This is a genomic window from Enterobacter sp. 4974935, from assembly GCF_058661735.1.
In genome coordinates, this window is the sequence record NZ_JBZWGT010000003.1 from 3461532 (window position 1) to 3483978 (window position 22447).

The 22447-nt window shown below is 55.3% G+C and carries 21 protein-coding genes and 1 tRNA gene; 7 read left to right on the forward strand and 15 right to left on the reverse strand.

Going from position 1 to position 22447, the window contains the following annotated elements; all coding sequences use genetic code 11:
* Positions 1–123 precede the first annotated feature (123 nt).
* Positions 124–864 (forward strand): peptidoglycan meso-diaminopimelic acid protein amidase, encoded by a 741-nt coding sequence (gene dpaA / locus AC4OVS_RS17885; protein ID WP_006810008.1) that lies wholly within the window; start codon positions 124–126, stop codon positions 862–864.
* On the opposite strand, the gene AC4OVS_RS17890 is transcribed toward dpaA, so the two are convergent.
* On the reverse strand, positions 835–1602 hold the full coding sequence (locus tag AC4OVS_RS17890; RefSeq protein WP_017383120.1) for a class II glutamine amidotransferase: 768 nt from the start codon (positions 1600–1602) through the stop codon (positions 835–837). The genes dpaA and AC4OVS_RS17890 overlap by 30 nt on opposite strands.
* Positions 1603–1650: 48 nt before the next feature.
* Positions 1651–2229, reverse strand: coding sequence for a D-sedoheptulose 7-phosphate isomerase (gene lpcA, locus AC4OVS_RS17895; protein WP_003863232.1), 579 nt, complete (start codon positions 2227–2229; stop codon positions 1651–1653).
* Positions 2230–2468: 239 nt separating this feature from the next.
* On the opposite strand from lpcA, the gene fadE reads away from it, so the two are divergent.
* Both fadE and AC4OVS_RS17905 read left to right on the forward strand, forming a co-directional pair.
* Complete coding sequence (gene fadE / locus AC4OVS_RS17900; protein ID WP_108368054.1) at positions 2469–4913, forward strand: acyl-CoA dehydrogenase FadE; 2445 nt, start codon at positions 2469–2471, stop codon at positions 4911–4913.
* Positions 4914–5020: 107 nt separating this feature from the next.
* Positions 5021–5791, forward strand: coding sequence for an amidohydrolase (locus AC4OVS_RS17905; protein WP_023305484.1), 771 nt, complete (start codon positions 5021–5023; stop codon positions 5789–5791).
* Between the two features lie 41 nt (positions 5792–5832).
* Here AC4OVS_RS17905 and AC4OVS_RS17910 read toward each other — a convergent pair whose 3' ends face one another.
* The 9 genes from AC4OVS_RS17910 to dnaQ form a co-directional block, all read right to left on the reverse strand.
* The gene (locus AC4OVS_RS17910) at positions 5833–7434 is read right to left on the reverse strand and encodes a gamma-glutamyltransferase family protein (protein ID WP_154051928.1); all 1602 of its coding nucleotides are present in this window, start codon (positions 7432–7434) and stop codon (positions 5833–5835) included.
* Between the two features lie 9 nt (positions 7435–7443).
* Positions 7444–8319: an ABC transporter permease gene (locus tag AC4OVS_RS17915; RefSeq protein ID WP_048965741.1), complete on the reverse strand. Its 876-nt coding sequence runs from the start codon at positions 8317–8319 to the stop codon at positions 7444–7446.
* A 2-nt stretch (positions 8320–8321) separates the two neighbouring features.
* Positions 8322–9263 (reverse strand): ABC transporter permease, encoded by a 942-nt coding sequence (locus AC4OVS_RS17920; protein ID WP_022647136.1) that lies wholly within the window; start codon positions 9261–9263, stop codon positions 8322–8324.
* An 18-nt stretch (positions 9264–9281) separates the two neighbouring features.
* On the reverse strand, positions 9282–10796 hold the full coding sequence (locus AC4OVS_RS17925; RefSeq protein ID WP_491922606.1) for an ABC transporter substrate-binding protein: 1515 nt from the start codon (positions 10794–10796) through the stop codon (positions 9282–9284).
* A 2-nt stretch (positions 10797–10798) separates the two neighbouring features.
* Positions 10799–11881, reverse strand: coding sequence for an ABC transporter ATP-binding protein (locus AC4OVS_RS17930; RefSeq protein ID WP_022647134.1), 1083 nt, complete (start codon positions 11879–11881; stop codon positions 10799–10801).
* Positions 11878–12891: an ABC transporter ATP-binding protein gene (locus AC4OVS_RS17935; protein ID WP_193132237.1), complete on the reverse strand. Its 1014-nt coding sequence runs from the start codon at positions 12889–12891 to the stop codon at positions 11878–11880. The genes AC4OVS_RS17930 and AC4OVS_RS17935 overlap by 4 nt, the downstream gene beginning before the upstream one ends.
* A complete protein-coding gene (locus tag AC4OVS_RS17940) occupies positions 12888–13607 on the reverse strand; it encodes a FadR/GntR family transcriptional regulator (protein ID WP_022647132.1) in 720 nt (239 codons plus the stop codon). Before AC4OVS_RS17940 ends, AC4OVS_RS17935 begins: the two co-directional genes overlap by 4 nt.
* 387 nt (positions 13608–13994) lie before the next feature.
* A tRNA-Asp gene (locus AC4OVS_RS17945) sits at positions 13995–14071 on the reverse strand.
* A gap of 132 nt (positions 14072–14203) precedes the next feature.
* Positions 14204–14935, reverse strand: a complete 732-nt coding sequence (dnaQ, locus tag AC4OVS_RS17950; RefSeq protein ID WP_072201000.1) for a DNA polymerase III subunit epsilon — start codon at positions 14933–14935, stop codon at positions 14204–14206.
* Between dnaQ and rnhA the strand changes: the two genes are divergently transcribed.
* Complete coding sequence (gene rnhA, locus AC4OVS_RS17955; protein WP_160840538.1) at positions 14889–15467, forward strand: ribonuclease HI; 579 nt, start codon at positions 14889–14891, stop codon at positions 15465–15467. The genes dnaQ and rnhA overlap by 47 nt on opposite strands.
* Here rnhA and AC4OVS_RS17960 read toward each other — a convergent pair whose 3' ends face one another.
* Positions 15468–16184: a class I SAM-dependent methyltransferase gene (locus AC4OVS_RS17960; protein WP_302215633.1), complete on the reverse strand. Its 717-nt coding sequence runs from the start codon at positions 16182–16184 to the stop codon at positions 15468–15470.
* A gap of 32 nt (positions 16185–16216) precedes the next feature.
* On the opposite strand from AC4OVS_RS17960, the gene gloB reads away from it, so the two are divergent.
* On the forward strand, positions 16217–16975 hold the full coding sequence (gene gloB, locus AC4OVS_RS17965; protein WP_491922607.1) for a hydroxyacylglutathione hydrolase: 759 nt from the start codon (positions 16217–16219) through the stop codon (positions 16973–16975).
* Between the two features lie 68 nt (positions 16976–17043).
* Positions 17044–18408: a murein transglycosylase D gene (gene mltD / locus AC4OVS_RS17970; protein ID WP_022647128.1), complete on the forward strand. Its 1365-nt coding sequence runs from the start codon at positions 17044–17046 to the stop codon at positions 18406–18408.
* Between the two features lie 52 nt (positions 18409–18460).
* Here mltD and AC4OVS_RS17975 read toward each other — a convergent pair whose 3' ends face one another.
* From AC4OVS_RS17975 to AC4OVS_RS17985, 3 genes are all read right to left on the reverse strand, one after another.
* Positions 18461–19234: a class I SAM-dependent methyltransferase gene (locus AC4OVS_RS17975; RefSeq protein ID WP_491922608.1), complete on the reverse strand. Its 774-nt coding sequence runs from the start codon at positions 19232–19234 to the stop codon at positions 18461–18463.
* A gap of 77 nt (positions 19235–19311) precedes the next feature.
* The gene (locus tag AC4OVS_RS17980; protein WP_032621812.1) at positions 19312–20112 is read right to left on the reverse strand and encodes an endonuclease/exonuclease/phosphatase family protein; all 801 of its coding nucleotides are present in this window, start codon (positions 20110–20112) and stop codon (positions 19312–19314) included.
* Between the two features lie 137 nt (positions 20113–20249).
* Positions 20250–21425 carry an MFS transporter gene (locus tag AC4OVS_RS17985; protein ID WP_022647125.1) on the reverse strand — a complete coding sequence of 392 codons (1176 nt, stop codon included), beginning with the start codon at positions 21423–21425 and terminating at the stop codon, positions 20250–20252.
* A 104-nt stretch (positions 21426–21529) separates the two neighbouring features.
* On the opposite strand from AC4OVS_RS17985, the gene yafC reads away from it, so the two are divergent.
* On the forward strand, positions 21530–22435 hold the full coding sequence (gene yafC / locus AC4OVS_RS17990) for a DNA-binding transcriptional regulator YafC (protein WP_022647124.1): 906 nt from the start codon (positions 21530–21532) through the stop codon (positions 22433–22435).
* Positions 22436–22447 lie beyond the last annotated feature (12 nt).

A 22447-nucleotide genomic window follows, 5' to 3' on the forward strand; every position in this document is an offset into this window, starting at 1 on the left:
GGTTGGCTCTTGCGAAAATCTCCATCGGTGCTAATGTGAGCGCTCCTGTCCAGATTAGTCTGATTTCGGGTGTCTTTTGCCGTTCTGGCAAGTTGGTCATTGTTTTATCAAGGAACCAGTAGTATGCGTAAAATCGCATTGTTCATTGCGATGCTTCTGATACCGTGCATGTCGTTTGCCGGGCTGCTTGGCAGTAATAGTTCAACGACGCCGGTCAGCAAAGAGTATAAACAGCAGTTGATGGGATCCCCGGTTTATATTCAAATCTTCAAGGAAGAGCGCACACTCGATCTGTTTGTCAAAATGGGCGAGACGTATCAACTGCTCGATAGCTACAAAATCTGTAACTATTCTGGCGGACTGGGGCCGAAACAGCGCCAGGGTGACTTCAAAAGTCCGGAAGGGTTTTACAACGTTCAGCGTAACCAGCTAAAACCGGACAGCCGCTTCTATAAAGCGATTAACATCGGTTTCCCCAATGCCTTCGACCGTGCGCACGGTTACGAAGGGAAATACCTGATGATCCACGGCGCCTGCGTGTCTGTCGGCTGTTATGCGATGACGGATTCCGGCATTGATGAAATCTTCCAGTTTGTCACGGGCGCACTGGTCTTCGGCCAGCCGAATGTTCAGGTCAGCATCTATCCGTTCCGTATGACGGATGCCAACATGGCGCGCCATAAGTACTCTGTTTACACAGATTTCTGGAAACAGCTAAAACCGGGTTATGACTACTTCGAGCAGACCCATAAGCCGCCGGTGGTGTCCATCGTCAATGGCCGTTACGTGGTGAGTAAACCGCTCAGCCATGAAGTGGTTCAGCCTCAGCTGGCGTCAAATTACGCGGTCCCCGAGACAAAATAGCGCCCACTCGCCTGGCATGATCTTTTGCCAGGTTTCGTTGCCCGTCAGCGGCTGCGTTGCAATGACAGTGACCACATCGTTCGGTGTGGTCTCCTTCTGAAAATCAATTTCCACATCCTGATCGAGCAGCGTGGCGACGCCAAACGGCGCACGTCGGGTGATCCAGAACAGATTCGTCGAGCAGAATGCCATCACGTAGCGTCCGTCAGACAGCAGCATATTAAACACGCCCTTCTCGCGTAACTCAGACGCCAGTGACGCTATGTACTTAAATACTGCGGTCATGTTGCCGGGCGTACGGGGGTAGCGCTCGGTCAGCTTGTGCAGCAGCCAGCAAAATGCTTTTTCGCTGTCCGTTTCACCGACAGGACGAAAATTGCCGGTTTCCAGTGATTTATAGCCCGAGAGCTGCCCGTTGTGCGCATAGGTCCAGTTACGTCCCCACAGTTCACGGGTAAACGGATGGGTATTTTCCAGCGCCACTTCGCCACGATTGGCCTGGCGGATATGGGCGATCACCGAACAGGATTTAATAGGATAGTCCTGCACCAGTCTGGCAATGGGTGAGTTAAAGCTGGGCTGTGGATCTTTAAACGTGCGACATCCTTTGCCTTCGTAGAAGGTAATGCCCCAGCCGTCTTTATGCGGCCCGGTTCCTCCACCGCGCTGAACCAGCCCGGTGAAACTAAAGCAGATATCGGTTGGCACATTGGCGCTCATCCCGAGCAGTTCGCACATAGAACACCTCCACAACAGCGGGGGGCACCGGCGCCCCCCAGCGAAGTCTTACTTAACCATCTCTTTTTCGATCAGTTGGATCAGGATGTGGATCACTTTGATGTGAATTTCCTGAACGCGATCCGCATAACCGAAGTGTGGTACACGGATTTCAATGTCCGCTGTACCGTCCATCTTACCGCCATCTTTCCCGGTCAGGGTGATCACTTTCATGCCCTTCTCACGCGCGGCGGCGATCGCTTTGATCACGTTAGCGGAGTTACCGGACGTGGAGATCCCCAGCAGCACGTCGCCTTCACGGCCTACGGCTTCAACGTAGCGGGAAAAGATATGGTCGTAACCGAAGTCGTTGCCTACACAGGAGATGTGGCTCACGTCGGAAATCGCAATCGCCGGGTAGCCCGGACGGTTTTCGCGATAGCGTCCGGTCAGCTCTTCGGCGAAGTGCATGGCGTCACAGTGGGAACCGCCGTTACCGCAGGAAAGCACTTTACCGCCGGCTTTGAAACTGTCGGCAAGCAGGACCGCCGCGCGCTGAATAGCGTGAATATTGGCATCATCTTTCAGAAAATTCGCCAGCGTTTCCGCCGCTTCGTTCAGTTCGTTACGAATAAGATCCTGGTACATGAGGATAATCCTTCAGTATTGATGAAATAACACAGTGGAGTGTACCGGATAGCAGTAAAAGCGAGAAGCTAAAGCCATGCGAATCGTCCGGCGTTTTGATTTTTTGTGCCGGCTAAAACGCGAACAATGTGAACCAGGTTGTAATTATTTTGTAAACACATTGCTAAAGGAAATGACATCAACTACAACCATATCATTACAAGTGGTCAGACCTCCTACAAGCAAGGGAGCTTTTCTTTATGATGATTTTGAGCATTTTCGCAACCGTTGTGCTGCTCGGGGTGTTGTTCTATCACCGTGTCAGTTTATTCCTGAGTAGCCTGATTCTTCTGGCCTGGACGGCTGCACTTGGCGTCGCTGGCCTGTGGAATATCTGGGTACTTGTTCCCCTGGCAATCATTTTGCTGCCGTTTAACCTGACGCCGATGCGTAAGTCGATGATCTCCGCGCCGGTGTTCAAGGGATTCCGTAAAGTGATGCCGCCGATGTCGCGCACGGAGAAAGAAGCGATTGATGCGGGCACGACCTGGTGGGAAGGCGATCTGTTCCAGGGCAACCCGGACTGGAAAAAGCTGCACAACTACCCGCAGCCGCGTCTGACCGCCGAAGAACAAGCCTTTATTGACGGCCCGGTGGAAGAAGCCTGCCGCATGGCGAACGATTTTGCCATCACTCACGAAATGGCCGACCTGCCGCCTGAGCTGTGGGCATATCTGAAAGAGCATCGCTTCTTCGCGATGATCATTAAGAAAGAGTACGGCGGTCTGGAATTCTCCGCTTACGCTCAGGCTCGCGTCCTGCAAAAACTGGCGGGTGTTTCCGGGATCCTGGCGATCACCGTTGGCGTGCCAAACTCCTTAGGCCCGGGCGAGCTGTTACAGCATTACGGTACGGAAGAGCAGAAAGATCACTATCTGCCGCGTCTGGCGCGTGGTCAGGAAATTCCGTGCTTCGCGCTGACCAGCCCGGAAGCCGGTTCTGATGCCGGTGCGATCCCGGATACTGGCGTGGTCTGCATGGGCGAATGGCAGGGCGAACAGGTGCTGGGCATGCGCCTGACCTGGAACAAACGTTATATCACCCTGGCGCCTATCGCCACCGTACTCGGTCTGGCGTTCAAACTTTCTGACCCGGAAAACCTGCTGGGCGGTGATGAAGATCTGGGCATTACCTGTGCGCTGATCCCAACCTCGACCCCGGGGGTTGAAATTGGTCGTCGTCATTTCCCGCTGAACGTACCGTTCCAGAACGGCCCGACTCGCGGTCAGGATATCTTTGTGCCGATTGACTACATCATCGGTGGACCGAAAATGGCCGGTCAGGGCTGGCGTATGCTGGTGGAATGTCTGTCGGTGGGCCGCGGCATTACCCTGCCGTCGAACTCTACCGGCGGTCTGAAATCGGTGGCGATGGGGATTGGGGCTTACGCGCATATCCGCCGTCAGTTCAAAATCTCCATCGGCAAGATGGAAGGTATCGAAGAGCCGCTGGCGCGCATTGCGGGCAATGCCTACGTGATGGACGCCGCAGCCTCGCTGATTACCTACGGTATTATGCTGGGCGAAAAACCTGCCGTGCTGTCGGCGATTGTGAAGTACCACTGTACCCACCGCGCACAGCAGTCAATTATTGATGCAATGGATATCGCAGGCGGTAAAGGCATTATGCTTGGCGAAGGCAACTTCCTGGCGCGCGGCTATCAGGGCGCACCGATTGCCATCACCGTGGAAGGGGCAAACATCCTGACCCGTAGCATGATGATCTTCGGCCAGGGGGCGATTCGTTGCCATCCGTACGTGCTGGAAGAGATGGCCGCCGCGCAGAATAACGACGTGGATGCCTTCGACAAGCTGCTGTTCAAACATATCGGCCACGTTGGCAGCAATGAAGTTCGCAGCTTCTGGCTCGGCCTGACGCGGGGGCTGACCAGCGCGACGCCGACCCGCGATGCAACCAAACGTTATTACCAACACCTGAACCGTCTGAGCGCTAACCTGGCGCTGCTGTCTGACGTCTCCATGGCCGTTCTGGGCGGAAGCCTGAAGCGTCGCGAACGCATCTCCGCCCGTCTGGGTGATGTGCTGAGCCAGATCTTCCTGGCCTCTGCGGTGCTGAAACGCTACGACGATGAAGGCCGTCAGGAAGCGGATCTGCCGCTGGTGCACTGGGGCGTGCAGGATGCGATGTATCAGGCGGAACAGGCGATTGACGACCTGCTGGCAAACTTCCCGAACCGCTTCGTGGCGGGCGCCCTGCGCGCGGTGATCTTCCCGACCGGTCGTCACCATCTGGCACCGTCTGACAAGCTGGATCATAAAGTGGCGAAGATCCTCCAGGTACCAAGCGCAACCCGTTCCCGTATTGGCCGTGGTCAATACCTGGAACCTACCCCGCATAACCCGGTAGGTTTGCTGGAAGAAGCGCTGCTTGACGTGATGGCCGCCGACCCGATTCACCAGAAGATCTGCAAACAGCTGGGCAAAAACCTGCCGTTTACACGACTGGATGAGCTGGCAAAACAGGCGCTGGCGGGTGGCATCATCGACAACAGCGAAGCTGCGATTCTGGTGAAAGCCGAAGAGAGCCGTCTGCGCAGTATTAACGTGGATGATTTCGAACCAGAAGAGCTGGCGACTCAGCCGGTAAAGCTGCCAGAGAAGCACCGCAAACCTGAAGCGGCATAAGGTATTTTGCTCTCACAAACCCCGCCCCGCGCGGGGTTTTTTATTGCCACATTTTCTGGTAATGACGTGCTACAGTGTCAAAAAGTGTTTATTAAGGAGCCTGTATCGTGCCTGGTTTAAAGATTTCTGTTTTGCAGCAACCTTTAGTGTGGATGGACGGCCCCGCCAACCTTCGCCATTTTGATCGCCAGCTGGAAGAGATTACCGGACGCGATGTGATTGTCCTGCCGGAGATGTTCACCACAGGTTTCGCGATGGAGGCAGCAAAACAGTCCATGCCGCAGGACGAGGTGGTGGCCTGGATGCACGCCAGGGCGCAGGAAACAAACGCGCTGATTGCCGGCAGCGTCGCGCTCCAGACCGGGCGCGGACCGGTCAATCGCTTCCTGCTGGTCGAGCCGGAAGGAAACGTCCATTTCTACGATAAGCGCCACCTGTTCCGCATGGCGGATGAACATCAACATTATGAAGCCGGAAACGAACGCGTGGTATTTGAATGGCGCGGCTGGCGTATTCTGCCGCTAGTCTGCTATGACCTGCGCTTCCCGGTGTGGTCGCGCAACCGCAACGATTATGACCTGGCGTTGTACGTCGCCAACTGGCCCGCCCCACGCTCCCTGCACTGGCAGGCTTTACTGACCGCGCGCGCGATTGAAAATCAGGCTTATGTCGTTGGCTGTAACCGTGTAGGAACGGACGGCAACGGGCATCACTATCGCGGTGACAGCCGGGTGATCAGTCCGCAGGGTGAGATTATTGCCACCGCCGAGCCGCATCAGGCGACACGAATTGACGCTGAGATCTCGTTAACGGCGTTAAAGGAGTATCGGGAGAAGTTTCCGGCCTGGCAGGATGCAGATCCATTTAGCATTGGATAAGAAAAAGCCGGGTGGCGGCTGCGCCTTACCCGGCCTACAAATCAGCTCACCAACGCCTGCCCGTCTTTGCGGCTCTCCGTCGCAGCCACGTAGTGCCCTTCCGGCATACGGTAAATCACCTGCGCGCCGCCAAAATTGTAATCCTGAAGCGGATCTTCCACCACGATCTGGTGTCCGCGCTCGCGCAGCGCCGCGATGGTATTGCGATCGAAGGTCGATTCAACAACCACTTCCCTGCCCTGCACCACGCGCCAGCGCGGGGCGTCAATCGCCGCTTGCGGGTTTTGCCCGTGCAGCATAATGCGCAGCGCCATCTGCATGTGCCCCTGCGCCTGCATCGGGCCGCCCATCACGCCGAAGGACATCAGCGGTTTGCCGTTACCGTCCATCGCAAAGCCCGGAATGATGGTGTGGAAAGGACGCTTGCTGCCCGCCAGCGCGTTCGGGTGTTTGGGATCGAGCACAAAGCCGCAGCCGCGGTTTTGCAGGCTGATCCCCGTCTCCGGCACCACGATCCCTGAACCGAAGCCCATAAAATTAGACTGAATAAAGGAGATCATCATCCCGCTGGAATCCGCTGCGCTGAGGTAAACCGTCCCACTCTGCGTCGGCGATCCGTACACAAAATCAGAGGCTTTATCGTGGTTGATAAGCGCGGCGCGCGACTTCAGATAATGGTCGCTCAGCAGCGCTTTGGCGGCAAACTCCATATGCTCTTCATCCGCAACGTAGCGATCGAGATCCGCCAGCGCCAGCTTCATTGCCTCTATAGAGAGGTGCAGCCCCTGCACGGAATCCGGGTGATGTTTCTCGATGCCGCACTGCTCCAGAATGCCGAGCGCAATCAGGGTGGCGATCCCCTGACCGTTTGGCGGCAATTCCTGCACCGAACCGCCCGCGAAGTCGCGCGATAGCAGTTCCACCCAGTCCACACGGTGATTCGCCAGGTCTGCTTCGGTCAGGTGTGCACCATGTGCTTTGGCGAAGGCGGCAATTTTCTGCGCCAGTTCGCCACGGTAAAACGCGTCGCCGTTGGTTTTGGCGATCAGCTCCAGTGAGTTCGCCTGCGCCGGGTTACGGAAGATCTCCCCCACGCGCGGCGCGCGGCCTTCCGGCGCAAAGCAGGCACTAAACCCGGGCTGATCTTTCAGCTTGTTGTAGCCGCGCTGCCAGAGATGGCCGATCAGCGGCGAGACCGGGAAACCGTTACGCGCGTAATCAATGGCTGGCTGCGCGAGCGTGGTCAGCGGCAGCGTGCCAAAACGTTCAGCCAGCGCCACCCAGCCCGACACCGCACCCGGCACGGTCACCGCGTCCCAGCCGATTTCCGGTACGGCGGTTTTTCCGGCAAACAGATCCGCATGCCAGCTGGCTGGCGAACGACCGGACGCATTCAGACCGTGAAGTTTTTCACCGTCCCAGACAATGGCAAAAGCATCGCTGCCGATGCCGTTGCCGGTCGGCTCGACAACGGTCAGCGCCATGGCGGTCGCAACCGCCGCATCAACGGCATTTCCGCCCAGCTGTAGCATCTTCATTCCCGCCTGTGCCGCCAGCGGCTGCGAGGTGGCAACGGCGTTATGGCCCATCATCGGCGGGCGTCGTGAATCGTAACCGGTTGTAAAATCGAGCGCTTTGGTCATCATGACTCCTTAGTCGTGGCGCGGATCGAGCGCATCGCGCAGCCCGTCGCCGAGTAAATTAAAGCCCTGAACGGCAAGGAAAATCGCCACGCCGGGGAAAACCGACATCCACGGCGCCTGTTCGAGAAACCCTTTTGCGGTGTTGAGCATGGAGCCCCAGGATGGGTTCGGCGGCTGTTGGCCTAACCCTAAAAACGAAAGGCTGGCTTCGGCGATAATCGCCGAGGCAATGGCCAGCGTGGCCTGCACCAGGATAGGTGACATCACGTTGGGCAGAACGTATTTAATGATGATCCAGCGGTCCGGCAGGCCAATCGCCCGCGCGCCGTCGATGTACTCTTCGTTGCGAATGGCGATCACCTGGCCGCGCGTCAGGCGGGCGAAGATCGGCATTGCCGAGAGTCCAATAGCGATCATGGCATTCGTCAGGCTTGGGCCTAAGAATGCCCCCAGCGCGATCGCCATGATCAGGAATGGACAGGCCAGCAGTGCCTCAATAAAGCGGGAGATCACCCCGTCCCACATCTTCTGGAAATAACCCGCCACCAGCCCCAGCGGCACGCCGATGACAACCGCGATCGCCACCGACATACAGCCCGCCATCAGCGAGGTTCTCGCCCCCCAGATAATGCGGGACAAGATATCGCGCCCCAGCTCGTCGGTGCCGAACCAGTACATCGCCGATGGCGCTTTGCGCACCGCGAGGAAGTTAGCTTTGACCGGGTCAAATGGCGCGATCCACGGCGCCAGCAGCGCCACCAGCACAAAAAAGCCCACCACAAGCGCGCCAATCACCGCACTTTTATTGGCGAGGAATTTTTTCAGCACCCGGTTTTGCGCGCGCGGCAGCGCGGGCGCCACGGTTTGCGTCGTCAGTTCCGCCATGATTAACCTCGCATTTTCGGGTTGATAAGGACGTAGAGCACGTCAGCCAGCAGGTTGAGCATCAGGAAACCGATCGCCACGATCAGCACTACGCCCTGCACCACCGCGTAGTCGCGGTTGAACACCGAGTCGACGATCATTTTGCCGAAGCCCGGAATGGTGAACACCTGCTCGGTCAGCACCGCCCCGCCCAGCAGCTCGCCGAACAGCAACGTGGTGAGGGTGATCACCGGCACCAGCGCATTGCGAAAGGCGTGCTTCAGGATCACCGCTTTCGGCAGCAGCCCCTTAGCGCGCGCGGTGCGGATGTAATCCGCTTTCAGCACCGCAATCATCGACGCGCGGGTATGGCGCATCAGCGTCGCCGCCAGGCCGGTTCCGAGCACAGACGCGGGCAGCAGCAATGTCCGCAGGTTCTGGATCGGATCTTCACTGAACGGCACATAACCGGACGCAGGCAACCATTGCAGGTTTACTGAAAAGACCAGAATCAGCAGGATCCCCAGCCAGAAGTGCGGTATTGAGATCCCCGAGATCGCCACAAAGTTCGCCCCGTGATCGACCCAGCTGTTTTTGTTCACCGCCGCGAGGATCCCCATGCTGATACCAAACACCAGCGCGATAATCATCGCCAGCAGCGACAGTTCCAGCGTGACCGGCAGCTTGCTGGCAATCAGTTGCGTGACCGGCTCATGAGTGCGTAAGGAGACACCCAGATCGCCTTGCAGCGCCCGCGTCAGCCAGTTGAAATACTGCACGGGGATCGGCGCGTCCAGATTCAGCTCAGCACGCAGCTGGGCGATCACCGCCGGATCGCGCTCCTCCCCGGCCATGGCAATCAGCGGATCGCCAGGCAGCAGCTTTTGCAGGCCGAACACCATCATGCTCACCAGCAGCAGAGTGGGTATAGCCAGCAGCAGACGTTTGCAAATCAGTTCCAGCATGGGTTCTCCTCAGGAGGTTTATTTCGCCAGCGTTAAGCCAGCCAGACGCACAATGCCGTCCGGGTACGCTTTAAAGCCCTGCACGCGCTTGTTCAGGCCAAAAATGCGCGGTTCGAAGTAAAGGTATGCAATCGGCATATCGGTCTGAAGCTGCTTCACAACCTTGTCATACAGCGGCTGGCGAGCGGCCTGATCGGTGCTCTGGCGCGCCTGCGTCAGCCATTCATCCACCTGAGCATTGCTGTAGCGGCCGTCGTTGAGGGTGCCTTTGCTGTTGATAAAGCCGTAGATGCTGCCATCTGGATCCGGGCGACCCGACCAGCCGGAGAAGCTCAACTGGTAGTCACCGCTCTGCTGGCGATCCAGCAGCGTGGCGAACTCGGTCATTTGCAGGTTCAGGTTAAAGCCCGCCTCTGCCACCATCGCCTGCAATACCTGGCCCACCTGCTGCGAGGTTGGGTTGTTCGGCACCAGTAGATTGACGGTCAGCGGCGCGGTGACGCCTGCGGCTTTCAGCAGCGCTTTGGCTTTGTCGACGTCACGCGGGGGAACCGGAAGATTGACGTGATACGGGCTTACCGGCGAAAACGCCTGGTTTGCCGGAGTGTAAAGCCCTTCGAACACTACCAGGTTTAAAGCATCGCGATCGATGGCCTGGGAAAATGCTTCACGCACGCGGGCATCTTTGAAGGGATCGTTCGCCGGGACTTTGCCATTGTTAATATTGAAGGTGATGCCCTGGTATCCGAGGCCCGTCACCTTCGCCAGCGCCAGCTTGCTGTCGGCTTCGACGGTTTTGACGTCGCTGGCGGCAATGCCTTCGGTCAGGTCGAGATCGCCCGCGCGCAGGTTCGCCAGGCGCACGGAGGCATCCGGGATCGGCAGATAGATAATTTTATCGAAGTGGTAGGCGTCTTTGTTCCAGTAGTTGTCGAAGCGGGTCAGCACAATGCGGTCCTGCGACACGCGGCTGTCGAATTTATACGGGCCGGAACAGACCGGATGGGCGGCAAAATCGGCTTTTTTCGCGGCTTCCGGCGCCATCATTGCGCCTGCGCGATCGGTGAGCTGCATCAGAAGTGCGGCATCCGGCGTTTTCAGGTGCAGGGCTATCTGCATCGGGCCGGTGACCTCCACCGACTCAACGGAAGAGAGTTCACTTTTACGCAGAGAGCCTTTTAGCGTCAGGGCCCGGTCGAGGTTGTATTTCGCGGCGGCGGCATCGAATTTTTCACCGTCGTGGAAGGCCACGCCTTCACGGAGATCCAGGGTCAGCCTTTTGCCGTCATCGCTCCACGCCCAGGATTTCGCCAGTCCCGGCACCACCTTGAGGTGCTCGTCCACGTCCACCAGCCGGTCACACAGGGAGGCAAAGACGAAGCGGCCATAATAGGTACGCGCCAGATGCGGGTCCAGCATGTCCGGATCTGCACCCAGGCCGATTCGCAGCACGCTTTCAGAATGGGCGGGCAGCGCCGCACCAAGCAACATAACACTTCCCAGTACGGTCAAAAGAGAATTACGCATTGTCATTATCATGAGTTCCTTGAAGGAAGGGAGGAGTGAGTAGCCGCGTGTTCAAACAGCGCGCGGCGGCGCAAAAATGCGGCGGATGGCGGTGCGATCTGTATAACGCTGCGATCGCGATTAATCTCCTGCCAGCGGTGGCAGGCGACCTGACGTCCGCCGTCGATTACCTGATGAATCGGCTCAACCTGACGACATTCATCGCTAACATAGGGGCAACGGGTGTGGAAACGGCAGCCGGAGGGCGGATTAGCCGGGTTCGGTAAATCACCCTGCAACAGCGGCGCATCCCGCGCTACGCCTGGCTGCATTTGCGGCGCAGAGGCAATTAATGCCTGGGTATAAGGATGCAGCGGCGCGTCGAAGATATCGTCGACGGTGGCCAGCTCGACGATTTGCCCAAGATACATCACCGCCACGCGGTCGCTCATATGACGGATAACCGCCAGACCGTGGGCGACGATCACCATCGTTAGCCCCAACTGGTGCTTCAGGCTTTCCAGTAAATTGACCACCTGTGCCTGGACGGAAACATCCAGTGCGGAAACCGGTTCATCGCCCAGCAGCAGCTTTGGGCCTGACGCCAGCGCGCGCGCAATGCCGATACGCTGACGCTGCCCGCCGGAAAATTCGTGCGGATAACGTCCGGCCCAGGCCGCGGGCAAGCCGACCGTCCTGAGCAGCTCGGCGACGTGGTACTGGCGATCCGCTTTTTTCATGTTCTGGTGCAGCCACAGCGGCTCACCGACAATCTGTTCTACCGTCATGCGCGGGTTCAGCGAGGCGAAGGGATCCTGAAAGATGATCTGTAGCTCACGCCGGAGCTGGTTCAGACGTGCGCCTGAGGCGTGGGTGATCTCCTCACCCTGATAAAATACGCGCCCTTCGCTGGCGCCCAGCAGGCGCAGCAGCAGACGGCCGAGGGTGGATTTCCCGGAACCTGATTCGCCGACAATAGCCAGCGTTTCGCCTGGCAGCACCGACAGTGAAACGCGGTCAACAGCCGTGACAAAGCGGGCCGGCGTAAACAGTTTTTTCGGACCGGGGAAAAGCTTGCTCAGATCCCGGGCTTCAAGAATGGGCGTGGTCATGCAATTTCTCCCAGGGCAATGTGTTGTTCCAGCGGCACGCGGAAGCAGGCAACCTGATGACCCGTGCCGAGCATAGTGAGCGGTGGTTTTTCAGCATGACAGCGCGTCTGCGCGAAGGGACACCGGGTGGCGAAGCGGCAGCCTTGAGGCATGGATTCCGGCAGCGGGACCGATCCGGGAATGGTGGAAAGCTGGCCCTTGCGTACGCCAAGGGAGGGGATCGAGCCCATCAGGCCAATTGTGTACGGGTGCTGCGGGTCGGCAAATATCGCCTCGACGCTTCCCTGCTCTACTACCTGGCCGGCATACATCACCGCCACCTGCTGTGCCACTTCGGCCACCACGCCTAAATCGTGGGTGATCATCAGCACCGCCGTGCCCGTTTCTTCTTTTAAGGTATTGAGCAGAGCGAGAATTTGCGCCTGAATGGTCACGTCCAGAGCGGTAGTGGGTTCGTCAGCGATCAGTAATTTGGGATGGTTTATCAGCGCCATCGCAATCATCACGCGCTGGCGCATACCGCCGGAAAGCTGATGCGGGTAAGCCTTAAGGCGCATCTCTGCGGCCGGGATCTGCACCTTCTCCAGGATCTGTAGCGCAACCGTCATCGCCTCAGCCCGGGAGAGCGTTTGATGGCGCATCACCGCTTCACTGAGCTGATCGCCAAGCGTGAAAGCCGGGTTGAGCGAGGTCATGGGCTCCTGGAATATCATCGCCAGCTCGCTGCCGCGCAGATTGGCATACTCGCGCGGCGAGAGCTTGCGCAGATCGTGGCGGCGGAAGTGCATCTCCCCGCTGACGATCCTGGCGCTGGCAGGCAATAACCCCATCAGCGCCAGGGAAGTGATGCTTTTACCGCAGCCGGACTCGCCCACCAGCGCCAGCGTTTCGCCCGCCCTTACCGTCAGCGAGATGTCTTCGAGCACGCTTACCGGCGAGCCCGCGAATTTAACGTTGAGGTTTTGCAGCCGCAGTACGGGCATGGAGTCCTTAAAGGGTATCGTCGTCATAGCGTGGAATCGTCCTCAAGGTGGATAGCCTGAATCAGGGCGGTTTGCAGGCTGAGCAGGTGTTCGCGCATGGCGGCCGCAGCTTCATTAGGCTGGCGATGAATAATCGCTGACATGATTTTGTGATGGTGGTCGTTATAGTTGTCGACACGTTCGGGGGTGCGGGCAAGCTCGCGTAAATACTGCCAGCCGGGCTCCCGGCGGACGGCATCTATCGCATCGAAAAGCCCTAGCATCAGGCGGTTGCCGGCTGCTTCCGCAATGGCGCGGTGAAAGGCGCTATCCCACAGTTCGTTAAGATCGCGGTCATCCGGGCTGACCTTGTCAATGCGTTCCAGCATGCGCTGCATGAGCGCGAGGTTTTCCCTGGTGGCACGCAGTGCCGCAAGTCGGGCTAAGCCGGGTTCGAGCTGTAGTCGAGCTTCCATGACTTCCAGCAGGTTGGTTTGCTGAACCAATCCCTGAAGCGCCAACGGCTCAACAGGGGCAGCCGGACCAATGAAGGTACCTTTGCCCTGCTTGCGCCAGATCCGCCCTTCTTCTTCCAGCACGTCCAGCGCGCGACGCACTTCGCGTCGTCCTACGCCGAGTGTTTCCGATAGCTCACGTTCAGTGGGCAGCGGAGTGCCTGGTGTTGACTCGTGCTGGTTGATAAGCCCGCGCAACTGGTCAAGCGCGGTGCTGGAATTTGCTAAAACCCGTGAAGGTTTTTCCATATTGGTTCGCTCGCTTTCATCATGACTTTATTTTTATTAACGATAAGTTATTGATATGACGAACTACTTATCGTGCTAATGATTAAGCAATAAGCGAACCAATAACGTATTGGTTCATGAGTTTTCTGAAGAATGACAGGTAACTGAATGATTTCTTATGAATTATTTTTACATAATTATTACATATCAACATGAGGGCAGAAGGTGAGATGGAGACATAATGCACAATAACAGTGCAAATTACGCACTAATAATGTGCATTTGTTAATAAATTGCACTTTGTTTATTAAATTTTTGTTAATGAAAATAGAATGAGAATAGGTGAGTTTTTAGGGGGTATAAAACGACGAAAGCCTGAATCATTTCTGATTCAGGCTTTCTGAATAGTGGCGGAACGGACGGGACTCGAACCCGCGACCCCCTGCGTGACAGGCAGGTATTCTAACCGACTGAACTACCGCTCCACTGTTCCCGTTTGGGGAACGAGGCGAATATTACGGTTTGCCTCTGAACTCGTCAACGCTTTTTCTCAGGTTTTGAATCGTTTGCTGCAAAAATCACCCAAACGGCGATTTAACAAACGTTTCCGCCTTTTTTCATCCACGCCACAGACAGCTTCCGCCCTTCTTCTGCACTAAATCGAGGCGAGATTCGTGGTTCATTAGCTCTTCATCACTGGCTAAAACAACCCGCAGGCGATTAGCCTGGCGCACGACACGCTGAATGCCGCCTTCATCCCGCGTCTGCTGGGATTCATTTTCCATACTGAATTTTATCGACGTTTGCCCGCCGGTCATGGTCAGGTAAACATCGGCCAGGATCTGGGCATCGAGCAATGCGCCGTGCAGGGTACGCTTGGTGTTGTCTATCTCATAGCGAGAGCACAGGGCATCAAGGCTGTTACGCTTGCCGGGAAACATCTTCCTTGCCAGCGCCAGGCTATCCGTGACTTTACAGAACGTATTGGTCTTTGGAATATCGCGGTTGAGCTTGCTGAACTCATAGTCCATAAAGCCGATATCGAACGACGCGTTATGAATGACAAGTTCTGCACCTCTGATGTAGTCGAGAAATTCATCCGCGACATCGGCGAAGGTGGGCTTATCCAGCAAAAACTCATCGGCAATCCCGTGAACGCCGAACGCTTCCGGATCCACCAGCCGATCGGGTTTGAGGTAAACGTGGAAGTTGTTGCCCGTAAGACGACGGTTCACCACTTCAACGGCACCAATCTCAATGATTTTGTGCCCTTCGTAGTGGGCGCCAATCTGGTTCATACCGGTGGTTTCGGTATCAAGAACAATCTGGCGAGTAATTGCAGTGCTCATAGCGGTCATTTATGTCAGACTTATCGTTTTACTGAACGTTTCAAATACAGGAAGTCTACCAGAGATGCGTAAACAGGTAGAAATTTTCACCGATGGATCTTGTCTCGGTAACCCAGGGCCCGGCGGCTATGGCGCCATTATGCGCTATCGCCAGCATGAAAAAACATTTAGTGAAGGCTATTTCCTGACCACCAACAACCGCATGGAGTTGATGGCGGCCATCGTGGCGCTGGAAGCCTTAAAAGAACATTGTGACGTGGTGCTGAGTACCGACAGCCAGTATGTTCGCCAGGGCATTACCCAATGGATCCACAACTGGAAAAAGCGCGGCTGGAAAACGGCAGAGAAAAAACCCGTCAAGAATGTCGATCTCTGGAAGCGTCTTGATGCCGCCCTCGGTCAGCACGAAATCAAATGGGAGTGGGTAAAGGGGCACGCCGGTCACCCTGAAAACGAACGCTGTGACGAGCTGGCTCGCGCGGCGGCATCAAACCCAACCCATGAGGATGCAGGTTATCAACCTGAATCCTGATCACGGTTTTTTGTACTGCCGCGTGGCACCCACGGTCTGGCGGATCCGCGTTTTTGATTTGCTTTGCTTCATTGGGTTGAGCGTAAGGGGGATCGTCCTCTTACGCGCGACAATAAATTGCATGCAGCCCAGCGCGGGTAAATGGGTACTTAATAAGACCCCGCCTTTACGCGTCCAGGGGATGACCTGAAAACCCCCGTAGCTCAGCACTTCGAAATTTAACAATGAAAGCCAGTCCAGCTGGCGCATCATGGTAAACATCCGGCTGTTATACGGCGGCGTGCGGCGCAGAACGGGCGTCAGTTTACGTAGCCCGATCAGACTCAGCGGATTAAAACCGCTCAGGATCAGCCAGCCGTCATCAATCAAAACGCGGTCGGCTTCCCGCAGCAGACGATGGGGATCGCTGCACCAGGGCAGCGTGTGAGCGAGCAGACAGGCATCAATGGATTTTTCCGCAAACGGCAAATACAGCGGATCAGCCTTCACCTGAACCGGGGAGCCATTAAGCGATACGCTAACCTGATGCGAGATAGCGCAGCTTTCGGTATTGATTTCTGCGCTCAGATTGCCAATCTTAAGCAGGTGAAAACCATACATTTTCGCGAGCCAGGGTTTAAGCTGAAGTTCTAAGGCCTCGCGATAATATTCACCCCAGGGCAACTCTGCCCAACGTTCCGGTGGTGCGACAGTCTGAGGTATCCTTGCCGGTTTCATCAAAACACCCGCCACGCTATAAGAGGTAATGCATGAATCTTATCAGTATTTCCGCCTTTCAGGACAATTACATCTGGGTTTTAGTCGATGACGATCGCAGATGCATCATTGTTGATCCCGGCGAATCCGTACCGATCCTGCACGCGATAGAAGAAAACGACTGGCAGCCTGAAGCGATCCTCCTTACCCATCACCATCACGATCATGTCGGCGGTGTTCCCGATCTCCTTGCGCGCTATCCCCATATTCCCGTCTACGGACCAGCAGAGACACAGGATAAGGGTACGACGCAAGTTGTCGAAGAAGGCGAAAGTATCCTCATCCTCGGGTGCGAGTTTTCCGTATTTGCTACGCCAGGTCACACTTCCGGTCATCTCTGTTTCTACAGCAAACCTTATCTTTTTTGTGGCGACACGCTGTTTTCCGGCGGCTGTGGAAGGCTGTTTGAAGGCACGCCAGAACAGATGTATCAATCTTTACAAAAAATTAATGCGCTGCCAGCCGACACCGTAATTTGTTGCGCACATGAGTATACATTAGGGAATATGAAGTTTGCTGCAAGCGTACTACCAGAGGATCGGGCGATTCAGGATTTTTACCAGAAAGTGAAGGAGTTACGTGCAAAAAACCAAAAAACACTCCCCGTAATTCTGAAAAATGAGCGACAAATAAATTTATTTTTAAGAACGAATGACGTTGATTTAATTAATAAAATTAATCAAGAAACAAATTTGTTACAACCTGAAGCGCGATTTGCATGGTTAAGGTCAAAGAAAGATAACTTCAGATAATTGCGGGTTGCCTTTTCAAAATTTCGCCGTTATCATCGCTCGTCTTTTAAGCAACTATTGACACACACATGAAGGCAAAAGCGATATTACTCGCCTCTGTCCTGCTTGTAGGTTGCCAGTCACAAAACGGCAGCAACGTACAACAGCACGCACAGAGCCTTTCTGCGGCTGGTCAAGGGGAAGCAGGGAAGTTTACGAGTCAGGCGCGATGGTTGGACGATGGGACATCCTTCGCGCAGGAACAAGACTTGTGGGCCTCTATTGGCGACGAGCTAAAGATGGGAATTCCGGAAAACAGCCGGATTCGCGAACAGAAACAGAAGTATTTGAGAAATAAGAGCTATCTCCACGATGTAACATTACGGGCAGAGCCGTATATGTACTGGATAGCAGGGCAAGTTAAGAAACGTAACATGCCTATGGAACTGGTACTACTACCCATAGTGGAGAGCGCTTTTGACCCGCACGCGACGTCTGGCGCCAATGCAGCAGGCATCTGGCAGATCATTCCGAGCACAGGGCGAAATTATGGTTTAAAGCAGACCCGCAACTACGATGCGCGTCGTGATGTTGTCGCTTCAACGACAGCCGCTCTCGACATGATGCAACGTCTGAACAAGATGTTTGACGGCGACTGGTTATTGACTGTCGCGGCGTATAACAGTGGTGAAGGTCGTGTACTGAAGGCAATGAAAGCGAATAAAGCGCGTGGAAAATCCACAGACTTCTGGTCGCTCTCACTGCCACAGGAAACAAAGATTTACGTACCGAAAATGCTGGCACTGAGTGACATTCTCAAGAACAGCAAACGTTACGGTGTACAACTGCCAACACCAGACGAAAGTCGTGCACTGGCGCGTGTCCGCCTCAGCAGCCCTGTTGACATTCAACAGGTTGCCGATATGACGGGTATGTCGGTAAGTAAGCTTAAAACCTTTAATGCAGGTGTTAAAGGCTCCACGCTGGGTGCAAGCGGCCCGCGCTATGTGATGGTTCCGCAGAAACACGCGGAGCAGTTACGTGAGTCTTTAGCTTCGGGTGAAATTGCAGCCGTTCAGTCTACGCTGATTGCTGATACGTCGCCTGTAAGCAGCCGCAGCTATAAGGTGCGTTCAGGTGATACGCTTTCAGGTATTGCATCACGTCTTGGCGTGAATACGAAAGATCTCCAGCAGTGGAATAATCTGCGCGGATCCGGTCTGAAAGTGGGTCAAACGCTGACCGTAGGTGCAGGTAGCAGCGCACAGCGTCTCGCTAAAAACAGCGATAGCATTACCTATCGCGTACGTAAAGGCGACTCGCTGTCCAGTATTGCTAAGCGTCACGGCGTAAACATCAAAGATGTGATGCGCTGGAACAACGATACTGACAACCTGCAACCTGGCGACCAGCTGACGTTGTTTGTGAAAAACAGCGCTACGCCAGATTCCTGATAGTACGATCGCTTATTAAAAAGGCACCGATTCCCCTCGGTGCCTTTTTTGTTTATCCCGCTTTTTGCGCTTCAGCCATAATGGTGTCGCTGGTAAACGAACCATCGTCATGCAATTCAAAGTACGCCTTGACATCAGCAGAGGCACTCTCCTGATACAATCGGATCGCCTGAGTTAATGCCTCCGGTGTGCGCATCCGTGCAATCCATGACGTGAACTCCAGCGACAAACGGTCGGTTATCAATGAGCGTGAAATCAAGCCAGCTTCGGTGATAAACGTAAGCCACTCTCCACTGGAGTAGTTTTGCACGTGCGAGGTATCACGCAGCGCTTCAACCGTCTGGAGCCAGATATTCCGTACCGGATGCCCGGGAGACATCACGTCCATGATGATGAATATTCCGCCCGGTTTGAGCACGCGTTTCACTTCCCGTAATGCCTGCCCCACATCATGCCAGTGGTGTGCAGAGTAACGGCTAATCACAGCCTCAAAGGATGCATCCTCAAAGGGTAAAGATTCAGCGTAGCCCTGGCGCGTCGTGACGTTATTCAGCCCTTTCGCTTTCGCCGCTTCAGCAACCACATCCAGCATCTGGCTCGATAAGTCATACGCCGTCACCTGAGCAACCTGCTGTGCGGCGGTAAAACTGGCGTGCCCCGCCCCGCAGCCTAAGTCCAGCACGTGCGTGTCAGGAAACGCGGCGAGCCGTTCGCCGAGACGTACCAGATCGCGGCCAGAGGCATGTACGGCACTGCTCAGGTAGGCACTTGCCTGAGAACCAAACTGTTTTTCGACGTTGTCATGATGGGAGTGTGTTGTTGTCATGTTGCTGTCCTTTTATGGGTTAAAAAATAAAGGGCAGCACCCGCACAGGCCTGCCCCACGGCAGACCTGACGCACCATTATTTATCAGGTTTGCCGGGACTGAATTCGACTAGTAGAGGATTATGATCGGAGGCGCGCGTCACCAGAACGGAGGCGTCGTGCACGCTTAAACCCCGATAGAAGACAAAATCGAGAGGACGACCAAACGCTTTCTTGCGCTGGTCATCGTTAAAACGAACTTCACGCAGCGACATTTCACGCGCGAAGCGGTACAACGCGTTCATACGCGGACGGCTCCAGGCATTGAAGTCCCCGGCCATAATGATCGGCCCACTGTGATGAGCAATCTGATCGCCGATGGGAAGTAACTGCTTACTGTACACATCAACACCCAGGCTGAAGTTCACCGCATGAATGTTTACCACCATCAGCAGGCGGGTGTCGGGCAACGGATAGACCGTGACCAGCGCTGATTTTGCCAGACGCAGGATCGGCTCACGTTCACGCAGCGGGCAGCAATAGACCGGATGTGCGGCTGAAAGGGTCATCACCCCGGAAGGATGCTGTGGCAGAACAAAGGCAGGCACCTGATCGGCTGCAAGATAGTTCGTCGTTGCAAACCTGACCAGTTCAGGCGTGGTTTGCGCCTCCTGTAACAGAACCAGATGCGCATCTTTACCAAAATTTTGAAGTACGGATAACCACTCCGCACGCTGTTGCTTAAAGATGTTCCACACCAGTACGCGAATTTTTTCGTCACTGCTTAATGGAGTGCCCGCTGGTAATGCCTGGCTAAGGCTCGCAAACGACCCCGGAGGTAAGATCCTCTCCGCAGGCATTCCGGCAACATAACGCATGGCATAGGTATTTTTTCGCACTTTTGGAAACGGCCTCTGTAACATGAACCAGCCCGGAAAACGGACTGGTTCTAATGTTATAGGGATTTTAGGTCACACTTTCAACGCAATTACTGAGAAACCGCTTTCCAGTTTTGTAAGCAAGCACTTACTGATACTTATCCAAGTGCAACGCGAGCGGGTTTATCAAGCCGTCCACTGAGACCAATAAGGAGGAAAGCGATTAGCACAATTACCGCACCAATCCATGGCGTTTGGGTTAATCCAACATGTTCAACCACCTGCCCACCGATAACCGAACCGAGTGCGATACCGATATTAAATGCGGCGATATTCAGCCCAGATGCGACATCCACCGCATTAGGCGTATAACGTTCGGCTTTCTGCACAACATATACCTGCAATCCCGGCACGTTACCAAAAGCGAATATCCCCATAACCAACACCGTTACCAGCGCGGCGTATTGCATCGATGCGGTGAACTGGAAAATCATCAGCAGGGCAACCAGGGCGGCGAAGATGAATTTCAGCGCCGGTACCGCACCATGCTTATCCGCAAGCTTGCCGCCCCAGATATTGCCGATTGCGACGGAGATACCGTAGCCCAGTAAAATCCAGCTCACCGCGCCCGGAGAAAAACCAGCCAGTTCCTGCATCATCGGTGCAAGGAAGGTGAACGCAGTGAACACACCTCCATAACCCAGGGCCGTAACGGCATAGATCAGCAGCAGGCGCGGGTGTGTCAGAACTTTAACCTGATCGCTCAGGCTGGCGCTCGCGCGCCCCGGAATACTGGAGGGCACCAGCAGCAGGCTGGCTACCAGAGCAATCACGCCCAACAGCGATACCGCGAGGAAGGTTTCACGCCAGCCAAAATGTTGTCCGATAAACGTTCCTAACGGCACGCCGGTGACCAGCGCGACGGTTAAGCCGCCAAACATAATCGCAATGGCTGACGCCGCTTTCTCTTTTGGCACCAGGCTGGTTGCAATCGTGGAACCGATGGAGAAGAAGACACCGTGCGCGAGGCCTGTCAGCAGGCGGGCAATGACCAGCGTGGAGTAATCCGGTGACTGCCACGCCAGAATATTGCCAGCAGTGAAGAGCACCATCAGGGCAACTAACAGTTGTTTACGTGGAAAGCGTCCAGTCAGTGCGGTCAGCACAGGCGCCCCAACAGCGACGCCTAACGCGTAAATAGATACCAGCAGCCCGGCAGAAGGCAGCGAGATAGCGAGTTGTTCAGCAATGGTAGGAACAAGTCCTACAATAACAAATTCGGTCGTGCCAATTGCGAAGGCACTGATCGTCAGGGCAAGAAGCGCCAGTGGCATAAAATACTCCGTCTCTTCAGGATTAAGATGACAGGCAGTATGCGCCAGTGTTTAAATAACAAAAATGGTTAGAATCTCAATAGAATTTTGCAGGTGATGCAATAATGAAAGCCACATCGGAAGAACTGACTGTCTTCGTTGCCGTTGTTGAAAGCGGCAGCTTCAGCCGTGCTGCCGAACAGCTCGGACAGGCGAACTCCGCCATCAGCCGCTCGGTGAAAAAGCTGGAGATGAAGCTCGGGGTGAGTCTGCTCAACAGAACAACGCGGCAGCTCAGCCTGACGGAAGAAGGTGAACGTTATTTTCGACGCGTGCAGTCCGTTTTGCAGGAGATGGCGGCAGCAGAAACGGAAATCATGGAATCTCGCAGCACGCCGCGTGGGCTGCTGCGCATAGATGCGGCGACGCCGGTCGTGCTGCATTTCCTGATGCCGTTGATTAAACCCTTCCGCGAACGCTACCCGGAGATGACCCTGTCTCTGGTCTCTTCTGAGACGTTTATTAACCTGATTGAGCGTAAAGTTGACGTGGCGATCCGCGCGGGAACCCTGACGGATTCAAGTTTACGCGCTCGCCCTCTGTTCACCAGCTACCGCAAAATTATCGCGTCACCGCAATATATTGCAGAGCATGGCAAACCTGAGACCGTTGAGGAGCTGAAGCAGCACCTGTGCCTGGGCTTTACGGAACCTGTCTCGCTGAACACCTGGCCCGTGGCCTGTCATGACGGACAACTTCATGAGATCACCTGCGGACTTTCGTCTAATAGCGGGGAAACGCTGAAACAGCTATGTCTTGAAGGAAACGGGATCGCCTGTTTATCAGACTATATGATTGATAAGGAAATAGCCGCGGGCCAGCTAGTTGAGCTAATGGCTGACAAACGCTTACCTGTAGAGATGCCTTTTAGCGCGGTGTATTACAGTGACAGAGCGGTAAGTACGCGCATACGCGCATTTATCGACTTCCTTAGTGAGCATATAAAAACAGCTCCCGGAGGAGCTGTATGAGGGTTTAAAGGC